Origin of the sequence: Chitinophaga sp. MM2321 (assembly GCF_964033635.1) — a bacterium.
Classification (GTDB): Bacteria; Bacteroidota; Bacteroidia; order Chitinophagales; family Chitinophagaceae; genus Chitinophaga.
Map to the genome: position 1 here is coordinate 6,710,637 of NZ_OZ035533.1, position 13,485 is coordinate 6,724,121.

At 43.9% G+C, this 13,485-nt stretch carries 12 protein-coding genes; 6 read left to right on the forward strand and 6 right to left on the reverse strand.

The window, feature by feature from the left end:
* Positions 1-14: 14 nt before the first annotated feature.
* The 4 genes from galE to ABQ275_RS26435 form a co-directional block, all read right to left on the reverse strand.
* Positions 15-1,043, reverse strand: coding sequence for a UDP-glucose 4-epimerase GalE (gene galE, locus ABQ275_RS26420; RefSeq protein ID WP_349316154.1), 1,029 nt, complete (start codon positions 1,041-1,043; stop codon positions 15-17).
* A gap of 30 nt (positions 1,044-1,073) precedes the next feature.
* On the reverse strand, positions 1,074-1,946 hold the full coding sequence (gene rfbA / locus ABQ275_RS26425; RefSeq protein ID WP_349316155.1) for a glucose-1-phosphate thymidylyltransferase RfbA: 873 nt from the start codon (positions 1,944-1,946) through the stop codon (positions 1,074-1,076).
* 153 nt (positions 1,947-2,099) lie between these two features.
* Positions 2,100-3,101, reverse strand: a complete 1,002-nt coding sequence (locus tag ABQ275_RS26430; protein WP_349316156.1) for an inorganic phosphate transporter — start codon at positions 3,099-3,101, stop codon at positions 2,100-2,102.
* Positions 3,102-3,143: 42 nt separating this feature from the next.
* Entirely contained in the window at positions 3,144-3,794 is a 651-nt protein-coding gene (locus tag ABQ275_RS26435) for a DUF47 family protein (RefSeq protein ID WP_349316157.1), read from the reverse strand.
* A gap of 186 nt (positions 3,795-3,980) precedes the next feature.
* Here ABQ275_RS26435 and ABQ275_RS26440 point away from each other — a divergent pair, with 186 nt between their 5' ends.
* The 4 genes from ABQ275_RS26440 (at position 3,981) to ABQ275_RS26455 (ending at position 9,860) form a co-directional block, all read left to right on the forward strand.
* Positions 3,981-4,811, forward strand: coding sequence for a UDP-2,3-diacylglucosamine diphosphatase (locus ABQ275_RS26440; protein WP_349316158.1), 831 nt, complete (start codon positions 3,981-3,983; stop codon positions 4,809-4,811).
* A gap of 105 nt (positions 4,812-4,916) precedes the next feature.
* Positions 4,917-5,384 (forward strand): hypothetical protein, encoded by a 468-nt coding sequence (locus ABQ275_RS26445; RefSeq protein WP_349316159.1) that lies wholly within the window; start codon positions 4,917-4,919, stop codon positions 5,382-5,384.
* Between the two features lie 194 nt (positions 5,385-5,578).
* Positions 5,579-8,401 (forward strand): TonB-dependent receptor domain-containing protein, encoded by a 2,823-nt coding sequence (locus tag ABQ275_RS26450; protein WP_349316160.1) that lies wholly within the window; start codon positions 5,579-5,581, stop codon positions 8,399-8,401.
* Between the two features lie 91 nt (positions 8,402-8,492).
* The gene (locus ABQ275_RS26455; RefSeq protein ID WP_349316161.1) at positions 8,493-9,860 is read left to right on the forward strand and encodes a hypothetical protein; all 1,368 of its coding nucleotides are present in this window, start codon (positions 8,493-8,495) and stop codon (positions 9,858-9,860) included.
* A gap of 78 nt (positions 9,861-9,938) precedes the next feature.
* Here the strand turns inward: ABQ275_RS26455 and ABQ275_RS26460 are convergent, their stop codons facing one another.
* Together ABQ275_RS26460 and ABQ275_RS26465 are read right to left on the reverse strand one after the other, a co-directional pair.
* Positions 9,939-10,220, reverse strand: a complete 282-nt coding sequence (locus tag ABQ275_RS26460; protein WP_349316162.1) for a YHS domain-containing protein — start codon at positions 10,218-10,220, stop codon at positions 9,939-9,941.
* Positions 10,221-10,331: 111 nt separating this feature from the next.
* Positions 10,332-12,386: a M13 family metallopeptidase gene (locus ABQ275_RS26465; protein ID WP_349316163.1), complete on the reverse strand. Its 2,055-nt coding sequence runs from the start codon at positions 12,384-12,386 to the stop codon at positions 10,332-10,334.
* Positions 12,387-12,637: 251 nt separating this feature from the next.
* On the opposite strand from ABQ275_RS26465, the gene ABQ275_RS26470 reads away from it, so the two are divergent.
* Positions 12,638-13,048: a hypothetical protein gene (locus tag ABQ275_RS26470; RefSeq protein ID WP_349316164.1), complete on the forward strand. Its 411-nt coding sequence runs from the start codon at positions 12,638-12,640 to the stop codon at positions 13,046-13,048.
* Between the two features lie 11 nt (positions 13,049-13,059).
* Positions 13,060-13,485, forward strand: coding sequence for a group III truncated hemoglobin (locus ABQ275_RS26475; RefSeq protein WP_349316165.1), 426 nt, complete (start codon positions 13,060-13,062; stop codon positions 13,483-13,485).

Sequence of the window (13,485 nt, forward strand, 5' to 3'; positions counted from 1 at the left end):
TTATAGTGACGATTCTAATTGCTCAGCACTTTATTGCGGAGGCTAACTTCCCACTGCCATGCGGTACGCATAGAGTCTTCGATGCCGATTTCCGGCAGCCAGCCCAGTTTTTCTTTGGCGAGGGAGTTATTGGCATAAATGGAAATAACGTCACCCGGGCGGCGTGGTCCCATGGTATAGTTCAGTTTTACACCGGATATTTTTTCGAATGCTTTAATGGCTTCCAGTACGGTTACGCCGTTGCCGGTGCCGAGGTTAAAGATTTCGCAGTTGGTGGCATTGCGCTCTTCAATCAGGTATTGTAATGCTTTCGTGTGTGCGTTGGCGATATCCGTAACGTGGATATAATCGCGTACGCAGGAACCGTCGCGAGTATCGTAATCGGAACCGAAAACGGTCATTTTCGGTATTTTTCCGATAGCCGTTTGCGTGATAACGGGTACCAGGTTATCGGGTTTACCCAATGGCAGTTCGCCAATGAGGCCGGAGGGGTGTGCACCTACCGGGTTGAAATAACGCAGGATAATAGATTTGGTATCATTTACCTTGCTATAGTCTTCGATGATCTGTTCGCCCATCTGTTTGGTACGTGCATAAGGGGATTGCGCTTCACCCAGTGGGGTAGCTTCCACCACCGGCAGGTCTTTGGCATTGCCATAAACAGAGCAGGAAGAAGAGAATACCAGGTGAGGCACCTTAAATTCCTTGATGCATTTTAAAACGTTGATCAGAGAAGTCAGGTTATTATGGAAGTAGAATAAGGGATCTGCCACAGATTCGGGAACAGTTTTCAGTGCTGCAAAATGGATCACACCGATAATGTCCCTGTTTTCATGAAAAACCGCATGTGTATCTTCCAGGTTGCAAAGATCCACTTTATAGTTGCGGATCTTTTTCCCGGTTATCTTTTCTATACCGTCCAATAACTGCGTACTGCTTCTGATGTTACTATCTACAGACACTACATCAAAGCCATGGTTGATCAGATCTACAATAGTATGGGCGCCAATATAGCCACAACCACCCGTAACAAGAACCTTCATGATAATTTCAGATTTACGATTTTAGAGATTTCAAATCATTTTTTGTTCCAGCACTGTCTCCAGGTACTGTCCGTAGCCACTTTTAAGTAAAGGTTTTGCCAATTCCTTCAGTTGACCGGCATTGATAAATCCTTTACGGTAAGCTATTTCTTCGATGCAGGCTATTTTGATGCCTTGCCGTTGTTCTATTACCTGTACAAATTGGGAGGCCTGCATTAATGAATCGAAAGTGCCGGTATCGAGCCAGGCTGTTCCGCGTGGCAAGATAGAAACTTTTAATTTTCCACGACGCAAATATTCTTTATTTACATCTGTAATTTCATATTCTCCCCGTGGGCTGGGTGCTAGTTTTTCTGCAATTTCCACCACACTGTTATCATAGAAATAAATACCGGGCACCGCGAAGTTGGATTTGGGTTTAGCGGGTTTTTCCTCGATAGAGAGTACACGCATATCGGGGGCAAATTCTACTACGCCATATCTTTCGGGGTCAGATACCTGGTAAGCATATACGATACCGCCATCGGGGGTAGCATTGTTGGCCAGCTGGGTACCTAATCCTGATCCGTGGAAGATATTATCTCCCAATACCAGGGCTACGCTATCGTTGCCGATAAATTCCTTTCCGATTACAAATGCCTGGGCCAGCCCATTCGGAACTGCCTGTTCTGCATAACTGAGGTGCAGGCCAAACTGGCTGCCATCGCCAAACAAACGCTGGAAAGAAGGCAGATCATGCGGGGTGGAAATGATCAGGATGTCTTTAATGCCTGCCAGCATCAGTGTAGACAACGGATAATAGATCATTGGCTTGTCATACACCGGCATTATCTGTTTGCTGATAGCATAGGTGATGGGGTGTAATCGGGTACCGGAGCCACCGGCCAGGATAATTCCTTTCATTTGTCAATTCAGTTTAGGATGGACACTCGTTAGCTTCTCACTATTAAACCGCACAAAAATAGCTGCTCTCTTTCATATTGGCATCTATTTTCACAAAAAAAAGCTCCCCGTAATGTACGGAGAGCTTTTGAAATATCGGGGATGCCCATTTTTTTAAATGAACAGGCTGACAATAAAATAAGTTAATGCGGCGAGTAAACCGCTGATGGGGATGGTTAAAACCCAGGCCCATAGCAGACTTACCGTTACGCCCCAACGAACGGCGGATAATCTTTTGGTAGCGCCTACCCCCATAATAGCACCCGTAATAACGTGGGTGGTACTGGCCGGGATACCCATGTGTTCTGTGAGGAACAGGGTGATGGCACCGGAGGTTTCTGCTGCCACGCCTTCCAGCGATGTTACTTTGGTGATACGTGTACCCATTGTTTTCACAATCTTCCAGCCACCGCTCATCGTACCCAATGCAATACAGGTGAAACACGCCAGCGGAATCCAGTCCGGCATCTCTTTGATACTGGGGATATAGCCGGCAGCTACCATGGCTGCTGAAATGATACCCATTACTTTCTGGGCATCGTTACTGCCGTGTCCGAGGCTCAATGCCGCGGAGGAGGCCAGCTGCAAGCGTTTGAACCAGCTTTCTGCCCGGTAGGGATTGGCCTTTCTGCACACATTTACAATGATAATGGTGATGATGAAGGCTACAATCATACCTATCAGTGGCGCCAGTACGATGAAGTACACAATAGGCAGCACTTTATGATAGTTGATTACATCGAGGGTGCCGGAGGCAGTTACCGCAGCACCAATGAAGCCACCAATAAGGGTATGGGAAGAACTGGAAGGAATGCCCAGCCACCAGGTAAAGAGGTTCCAGGTGATGGCGGCAACGAGGCCGCAAAGGATCACTTTCAGTGTAATAAACTGTTCAAATACAGAACTGGCTACGGAGTTGGCTACTTTAAATTCACCGATCACATATTTGGCAATAAAAAAAGCCGCAAAGTTAAATACTGCGGCCCAGAGCACCGCCTGAAACGGTGTCAGTACCTTGGTCGACACAATTGTGGCGATAGAATTGGCAGCATCATGAAAACCATTGATATAGTCAAAGATGAATGCCAGTATAATGATCACTACTAATAAAGTCATGGTATCACGAGAATTATGCGTTCAGAACAAGATTACCCTTTATCAGGAGTATTTGATTATAATGGTTTCAATAACGTTGGCACAGTCCTCGCATTTATCGGTAGCGATTTCCAGGGCCTGGTAGATTTCACGCATTTTAATCAGCTCTGCGGCATTTTGTTCGGTATCAAACAGATCGGCGATGGCCATATCGTAAATATCATCTGCATGGTTTTCCAGGCTGTTGATTTTTACGCAGGCATCGGTAATGACGCGCATGTTCTGCATGGTACGTAATTCGGGGATGGCTTTGTGGAGTTCCAATACCCCCAGGTGGATCAGTTCCGCCAGTTTGCGGATGCTCTCGTTCAGCGTATATACCTTATAGAGGTCCATCCTTTTGGCTGATCCGTGGATATAATCAGCTACATCATCCAGTGTGGCTGCCAGGTAATGAATGTCTTCCCGGTCAAATGGTGTAATGAAGTTTTGCCCCAGCTCAACAAATATGCGGTGTGTATAATCGTCATTCTTGTGTTCCAGTCTTTCTATCAGATGTACTTTATCTTTACGTACAGCCAGGTCTGTAGTGGCTACCAGCTCATTAAGCACCTGCGCCATTTCTACAAGGTTGGAAGCAACATCTTCAAACAAAGAATAAAATACCCGGTCTTTCGGCATGAATAGTTTAACAAAAGAATTGAAGCCTCCCATACGATTTGATGTTTATAAAATTTGCGGCAAAATTAGCTTGTAGAATCTATTGGAACCAGAAAAAAACACGAATTAATAATTCCTTAACACTGGAGTAATATAAAAGTAATATAGCGTTTTTTTCTTTGCATTGAAAATTTGGATCATAGACAGGAGCCTACAGCCTGTACATACTTAGCTAATTTGATGTCCGATAAACGCCCATTAGATATTGTCGTTATTTCCGATGTACATCTCGGGATTTATGGTTGTCATGCCAAAGAACTTATCCAGTACCTGGATAGCATAGATCCCCGGATCATGGTGCTGAACGGGGATATTATCGACATCTGGCAGTTCAGTAAACGGTATTTCCCCAAGTCACATACCAAGGTGATCAGGAAGATCCTGAAAATGATCGGCAAGGGAACCGAAGTGTACTATCTCACCGGTAACCACGATGAAGCCCTGCGTAAGTACGCCGGTTTCGAGCTGAGTAACTTTACCATCGACAACAAGCTGGTGCTGGAAGTAGATGGCAAACGGCACTGGTTCTTTCATGGCGACGTATACGATGTGACCATGAAAAACTCCAAATGGCTCGCGAAGCTGGGGGGTAAAGGCTATGATCTGCTGATTATCCTCAACCGCCTGGTAAATAATGTGTTGGAAAGCATGGGGAGGGAAAAGATGTCTTTCTCCAAAAAAGTAAAGCAGGGAGTAAAATCTGCGGTGAAATTTATCTCCGATTTTGAACAAACCGTGGCTGAAATAGCGGCAGACAAAGCGTTTGACGTGGTTTGCTGCGGACATATCCACCAGCCGCTGATCAAAGAAATGAAGGTGGGCGACAAAACAGTCACCTATCTTAATTCCGGCGATTGGGTGGAAAGTCTCACTTCACTGGAATATGCCAACCGGCAATGGTCCCTCTATCAACATCCTGTTACCAAAACAAAGATCGTGTTACCCGAAGATGACGATGATGCTGCTCCCGGATGGGATGCCGCCAGGATTATTATATTCCCCGCTTCCTAGTCTCTCTTATTATTTATATTTAAATATATTTTATATATTAATAATTTAATATTATTTTCACATAATCATAACAAGTGCTTAATATTAAATTAAAGGTAGACTGTTATGTTTGCCGGAATTATAATGAAGTGTGGCGATATTGACACATTTGGACATGAAGAACAATACGCAATGAAAGTACTGAAGTTACATCCGCTGATGACCATCTCCTTGCTACAAATGCAGCTCCAGCGTTTGTTATCCTGTAATGTGGCCGTATATGTACATCACTCCCTTGCCAATGCTTTTGATACTTTAAAAGAAGTTGGTTTTGAGGAAGATGACCTGGTAGAATTTCCGATAGATGAAACCCTGAGCGTACGGGCCTTTGAAGAAGAACTGGAAGAACGTTTTAATTTTTGCCTGGAACTGTGCAATAAGGACAACAAACCCTTTTTGAACAAGAGCCAGCATTTATTCCAGCTATCTGCTGCTGCGCCGGATAAGAAAGAAGAACGTACTTTCCCGCTGGATATATCCCTTGATATACTGCTGAACAATAACCGGCAAACACCACCCTCCTTTTTGATGTAAGGCTTATCATATATCGTATAGTCCGCACCGTTATTTTTTTTCGTGTGCCCCTTCCCGTTAACAATTCGATAAACATATCTTAACATTTAACATGCTGGTAATACTGGCTTAACACTCCGTTAATCCACCAGAGATACTTTTGCCAACGATATTAAAACGGTATTAAAGCCGGATTAAAACAAAATTGAAATATCGTGAAAGGCATAACCGCTATCTCTGTACAAATCTGGATATTAACTGTATTTACCCTGATCGCCAATGTTGCATTGGCCGGCGATCCTGCCAAGCTTACCGGCAAAGTAACGGATAAGAAAACAGGAGAAGCCCTGATCGGCGTTACCATTGTGGTACAAGGCACCGGCAAAGGCGCCGTAACAGATGTGGAAGGCCGGTATTCCATGATCGTTGAACCCGGAACTTACACCATCAATTTTAAATACATAGGCTACCAGACAAAATCAGTTTCTGAAGTAGCTGTAAAGCCCACCGCACCTACACAGCTCAACATCATTATGGATGAACCCAAGTCTGAAGAGCTCCGCGAAGTAGTGATCAGAGGTTCTTTCAAACAGGAAACCATCAATGCATTATATGCAGCACAGAAAAATAGTGCCGTCGTATCCGATGGTATCTCTGCTGATCTCATCAAAAAATCGCCCGATAAAAATACCGGTGAAGTATTAAAACGCGTCAGCGGTACCAGCATCCAGGATAATAAATTTGTAGTGGTAAGAGGACTGGGAGACCGTTACAACACCACGCTGATGAACAGCTCCGTACTACCCAGCACAGAACCTGATAAAAAAGCGTTTGCTTTCGACATCATCCCCGCTAACCTGATTGATAACATCACGATCTACAAAACAGCTTCGCCTGATCTGCCTGGTGATTTCTCCGGTGGCGCCATCAAAGTAAGCACCAAAGATTTTCCTGATCAGCAATTCCTGGAATTAACACTGGGAACCGGTTATAATACACAAACAACGTTTAAAGATTTTTATTCCGGTCCGCCTAAAGGTAAGTTTGACTTCATAGGTTTTGATGATGGATCGCGTAAATTGCCTGCTGCATACAGCAATGTTAAAAACAATTATACCAATCTCGAAACAAGTCAGAAAATAGCGATCTCGAAAAATTTCTCCAATACCTATGGTGAAACCAAAGACGGACAAGCATTGCCACCACTGAGCGTACAACTCTCTATGGGCAACAGTTGGACGTTGAAGAACAACCGCAGGTTCGGATATATCTTCGCAGTGAATTATGGAAACAGTCAAACCCTGCGATTTAAGCAAAGAGATGCTTACCTGAATACAAAGGAACATACCTATTCCTACCACGATGAGATTTATGGAAAAAACCGCAACCTCGGTAGTGTGCTCAACCTGGCATACACCTACGGTAAAAGCAAGTTGTCGTGGAAGAATTTTTACAACAACGATTTTAATGTAAACTTCACGCGCAGGAATGGTTTCCAGTATGATGGCACCAACCTCACCACAGGTGTTTATAGTTTGAATAATGAAACCACCCAAAACGGATTATTTAATTCTGTATTGGAAGGGCAGCATCGATTGAAGTCTGAAAAGTTGCGCATTGACTGGAATGCCGCTTACGGACGTTCCTACAGAAATCAACCAGACCAGCGGATCCTGGCGTTTTTCCAGCGCAATCCTGACCAGCCTTTCTTCCTGCATCTTTCCAATGAAAATAGTCCGGCTGTAAACAGTGCAGGACGCGTCTTCTCAAATCTTAAAGAAAATATTTTCAGTGGTAACCTGAATTTTACGATGCCTTTCAAACTGTTAGGCGAATCACAACAATTTAAATTCGGAGGCGGAAAAGTTTACAGAGACAGGGATTTTTCTGTAGTGGCGCTTGGTTATGCCAGTAATGCCAATGGCGGAAGCGGTATAAATATTGACCTTGATAAAGACGTGAACCCCGGTAATATTTTCAGTAATGCCAACCTGGATAAATACAGCATCTTCCTCGCCAGGATTGATATGAATACGAAAGATTATGAAGGCATAGGCGATCTTAGCACCGGGTACCTGATGCTGGATAACAGGCTTACCAATAACATCCGGCTGGTATGGGGAGCGAGAATAGAAAATTATCACCAGCAATTAAAAGCGGTTAATCAAAAAACACAGGATTACAACAATACAGATGTATTGCCATCTGCTAATCTGACGATAGGATTGAGCGAGCAAACCAACCTGCGTGCTTCCTTCTCCAAATCCGTGAACAGAGCGGAGTTCCGGGAACTGGCCTCTTTCAGATATTATGACTACGAGAATGAATTTATTATCTCCGGTAATCCTGATCTGCAACGTAGCATCAATTCAAATGCGGATCTGAAATTTGAATTTTTCCCGGGCGCCGGCGAGGTATTATCTGCTTCTTTGTTCTACAAGAAATTTAAAAATCCGATAGAGCAGGTTAACAAAGGAAACGATGTGCTGTCTTTCAGTAATGCAGATGCTGCAACAGATTTTGGTGGTGAAATTGAATTGAGAAAGAACCTCGGATTTATCAGTCAGCATCCAGTTTTCCAGGGACTAACTTTTTACACGAATGCTGCCCTGATCCATTCCTCTGTAGATCTGCAAGGTGTGAATAAAAAAACGCCGTTACAAGGGCAGTCGCCTTACCTGGTTAATGGTGGGCTCACCTATGCTTCGTCCAACAACGGCTTCTCTATGAATCTCCTGTATAACCGTATAGGACAGCGTTTGCGCTTCAGAGGTGAACAGGAAGGATTGGATACCTATGAGAAACCCCGTGATGTGGTGGATTTTCAGATCAGTAAAAAATTGTTTGGAAATGCGGGAGAACTGAAACTAAGCATTGCTGATATTTTTGCGCAACCTGTTGCCTTGTATTACAAGTATCCCGGTAGTGATAAAACAGCTTACAATGCCGGTAATGATAAGGTCATCAATGCGATGAAACCGGGAACTACTTTCTCTGTTTCCTTCCGGTATAATTTCATGCACCATTCCAGCAAATAATTACCACAGATAAATAACAATTGCGTAACGCTCCGTTAAAGTTGGTTTAATATAGAAAACCAAATTTTGTAATCAAATTATTATAATAGCAATGACAAACAAAAACTTGTTTTTACTGGTAGCAACTGCATCCCTGTTTGCGGCTTGCAGCAAAAATGATAACAACGGTACAACGCCACCACCGGCTGCAGATAGTGACACCATCAGTGTGAGAGGTACTATCAGTGCCAACACTACCTGGTCTAAAGATAAAGTGTACCGGTTGCGCGGTTATGTGTATGTTGATGCTCCTGCAACCTTAACCATTGAAGCAGGTACACAGATTATCAGTAACAGAGATTCTGCTGGTGTACTCGTGATTTATAAAGGCGCCAAAATTATGGCCAATGGAACAAAAGATGCGCCTATCGTATTTACTTCCGCTCATACTGATAAACAACCAGGTGATCTTGGTGGTGTAGTATTGATCGGTAAAGCAACCGGCAATGGTAACCACGCAGAAGTAGAAGGTGATGTAAATGCCGCTCATAAAGCTTTTGGTGGTAACGATGATCACGATAATTCCGGTGTACTGAAATATGTAAGAATTGAATACGGTGGTAAAGCAACTGCACCCAATGATGAAATTAACGGGCTTTCCCTGTATGCTGTTGGTGATGGTACTGAGATCGATTATGTACAGGTGATCCGCGGACTGGATGATGCCTTTGAATTTTTTGGTGGTACTGTAAATGCCAAACACCTCATTGCTTACAGATGCGCGGATGATGATTTTGATTTTGATGATGGCTACCGTGGTAAGATCCAGTATGCTATTTCCATTAAGGATCCTGCTTTTACAGATGATAAAACCAAGGGAGATATATCCAACAATTTTGAAGTAGACAACACAAATGGTACTTCCAAACCATACACGGCTACACCGATCACACATCCTATCCTGTCAAACTTTACGGCGGTTGGTCCTAACAACGCAGCAAATACCAGTGCCTCCTATGGCTACGGTATGCGTTGGAGAAGAGGCGCACAGTTTGAAATGGCTAACTCTATTGTAGTGGGTGGTCAACTGGCTGGTCTTGATCTTGATGATGACCTGACGGCTACTTACTATAAAACGGGTATCAGCAAGTTTGAAAATAGTTTCCTGCATGCTGTTAAGGAACCTTTCAAAATCGACAAATTAGTGGATGCTGCTGTATGGACTGCTGCTGATCTTAAACTGATGGTAGAAGGCGCGAATATGAGCAAACTTTTTACCAATCCTGCTGATATCAAACTGACAGACCCTTTCAACATCGTTGCACCTAATGTGAAGCCACAGGCGGGTTCTGTAGCACTTACCACAACAGGTAAATTTACCGGTGGTCTGGATCATGCATTCTTTGACAAGACTTCTTTTGTTGGAGCGATGGATGCGACTAATGACTGGACAGCTACCTGGGCCAAGTTTGGCAACTAAAATTTGTATAAGTATTTAATATTTATAGATTTCATAAGCTGTATTTATACCGTCCCGGTTTTCACCGGGACGGTTTTTTTATTTCTTCAGCCTTGCCATAAATTTTTCGGGATTTTTTTCAAATACGCCTTTGCAGGTGGTGGAGCAAAAATGAATGGTGTCGCTTTGGTAAACAGTCCATTCCTTATAGCTGGTGTCATAAGGCATGCGGCATACGGGATCGGGCCATTTGTCGCTCACTACAGCCTGTTCAGGCGCTGGCGCTTCGGGCATGGGCGTATCTTGTGCGTCTGTGGGTTTGCTGCTTTGATTGCATGCGAAAATGAATAATGTGCTACAGGCCAGTATAAAAAGTTTCATGATTTTAATTGGATTGTTTGATAATTTATTTATTTAGATAGTTTGTTTCAGCATAGATCTTTTTCTGAAACAAACTATCTAAATAAATAAATCATCAAATGACTAAATAATTTACCAGATGACTACACGTTGCGCATCGGGCAATACCATTTTGCTCTCAGGAGTGCAACCCCATGCTGCCTGGAATTCCTGCATGTGCGGGAGCGGCCCGTTGATGCGGAATCTTGCAGGAGAGTGTGGGTCTGTTTGTATCTGGTTGCGTAGTGCAGCATCAGTGATGTTACCGTGCCATACCTGTCCCCAGCCGAGGAAGAACCGCTGCTGCCAGGTGAAACCATCAATTGGTTTAGGTTCGCCTTTACCTTCAAATGATTTCAGGAGTGCATGATAGGCCAGTGTTAAACCGCCAAGGTCAGCAACGTTTTCACCGATGGTCAGTGCGCCATTGATTTTGAAACCGGGTGCTGCTTCAATATTGCTGAAGTAATCGATATAACGTTTTGTCAGCTTATCAAAGTTTTCGCGGTCGGATTTGGTCCACCAGTTTTTCAGGTTACCATCTGCATCGAACTGAGAACCCTGATCATCGAATCCGTGTGTAAATTCGTGGCCTATTACCGCGATGATACCACCGTAGTTGATTGCATCATCCGCATTGGGGTTGTAGAAAGGCGGCTGGAGGATACCTGCAGGGAATACTACTTCGTTGTTCAACGGGTTGTAGTAGGCATTCACCGTTTGCGGCGTCATCTCCCATTTGCTTTTATCTACCGGTTTACCAATTTTATCAATGTTTTCTTTGTGCTCATATAGCATTGCGGAAACAGCATTTTCCAGCAGTTTACCTTTATCGATATCGATAGAAGAATAGTCTTTCCATTTATCAGGATAGCCGATCTTGTAGGTAAAGGAAGCCAGTTTTTTGTGTGCCATTACTTTGGTAGAATCGCCCATCCAGGTGAGTTTATCGATTCTTTCGCCGTATACTTTGCGCACGTTTTCGATCATCTCGGAAACTTTCGCTTTACTGCTTTCGGGGAAATATTCTTTGGCAAACAGTTTACCCAGCGGCATACCCAGTTTGGAATCAGTAGAGCGGATGGCTCTTTCTGCGCGGGTTTTCTGTGTTTTTTTGCCAGTCATAACCGTTCCGAAGAAGTGGAAATTTTCTGACTGTAGCGCACTTGGTAAATAGCCTGCAAAGCTGCTCAGTAACTGCCACCTGGTATATGTTTTCAATGTTTCCAGTGGCGTAGCTTTCAGTAATGCGTTGGCATTGGTGATATAAGCTTTGTTTTGCAGTACGAGGGTATCTGTTTTGATATCCTGTGAATGGGCGAAGGCATCCCAGTCGAAATCCGGCGCCAGTTTTTTCAGTTCAGAGAATGCTGCCCTGTTGTAGGTTTTAACCGGGTCGCGCAGTTCTACGTTTGATAACTGGATTTTGGCGAGTTTGGTTTCCAGGTTGAGGATGATGTTGCCGGGTGTTGCATCGGGGAAGCCGGCCAGGCTAAACATTTTATCTACGTGTGTAACAAATTCGCTACGTACATTTTTAGTGGCGGAATCTTGTCTTTCGTAGTAGCTTTTTTCACCGAGGCTCAGGCCTGCCTGTCCCTGGTAGAGGATATTCATTTTGCTGTCTTTCATGTCTGCATCGGCGCCGAAACCAGTAAAAGAGGTAACCCCTATTTTCTGTAGTTCGCCGGTCACAGCTGCCCAGTCAGCCAATGTTTTAATGCCATTGATCTTATCAAGATAAGGTTGCAATGGGGTGATACCGCGTTGTTCGATGGTAGCGGTATCGAGGTAAGAAGTGTAATAATCTGCGATTTGTTGTTCTTCAGAGCCTTTTTTCAGGTCTTTTTTGCTGGAAATGTTGGCGATAATTCCTTTCAGGCGGACTTCCTTGTTTTCTTTGTCCAGGATGTTGAATGCACCCCAACGGCTTTCAGTAGAAGGGATAGGGTTGTTCTTTTTCCAATTGCCGTTTACATAGTTGTCAAAATCATCGCAGGGTTTGTAGATGGAGTCGATGTCAGCCAGATTGAACGCAGGGACCTGGGTTGAATCTGCTGCTTGCTGCGAGGAACCGTTGTTATTGCAGGCTGCAAGGGTGACCATGGCAGCCAGCAACGGTAGTTTTACCGCATTTGCTTTGTTCATATTTAAGACAGGTTTAGTGTATAAAGTTAGGGAAATCAAGGCAGGCAATATACCTCCTTTTTTATGAGTGGCAATAGGGGGGTAAATCTCCCGTCATCAAATCGTTAATTCTCTGAATAATTAGGTAGGTTTGTGTCGCTAAAAATAAGTAAATAATGAATTTTAGGTTTAAATTATATAGGATACTGACAGCATTAACGCTAATGGTATCAGGCTTCTTCACGTTTGTTGGCTTATATGTGACTCTGTTTGTGGGTACAAATATTATGATGCTGCTATCGCTGATGATCTGGGGTGCGTGTTTTATCCATAGTATTTTGTCGCTATACCTCCAGCGGAGCCTGCTCCTGCCGGAAGTACCACTGAAAGAAAATACACCGACAGGCATCCGTATTATGGGTGCTATTACCATGGGTTTTGGAATGCTCCTGTTTTTCGGTGGATTTTGCCTGCTGGCAGCTTCCCCGGAAATGATTGCCGAAGCCGTAAAACAGATGCCTCCGCAGGAACAGGCGGCTATCAATGTATCTATCCTGAAGCCTTTGGGCGCTGTTTTCCTGGTACTTAGCTTCCTGCTTACGTTTAATGCCAACCTTTCCTTCAGTTATCTGAAGCAATGGTTGGGGAAACAGGAACAACATCACCAACAGGAAGAGGAATAAAATAATCAGCTATGGGAAAACAGGAAATTACAGACAGAAATGATATTGCCCTGTTAGTGAACAGTTTTTATGATAAAGTAAAGGGAGATGACCTGATCGGATATATATTTAACGATATTGCCAAAGTAGACTGGGCGCATCATCTGCCCATTATGTACGATTTCTGGGAGAACCTGTTGCTGGATACCGGGAGCTATGGCCGGAATGCCATGAACCCGCATTTTGCGCTGAACAAAAAAATTGCATTGGAACCGGCACTTTTTGATCGCTGGCTGCAATTATTTGAAGCGACGGTAGCAGAACATTTTACCGGCGAAAAGGCCGCACTGGCGGTAGCCCGTGCCAGGTCCATCAAAGGAATCATGCAGCTGAAAATGCAGCAGATCAATCATCCTGATAAAAAAAATCCACCCGTTGACCCGGGCAATCACCCATAA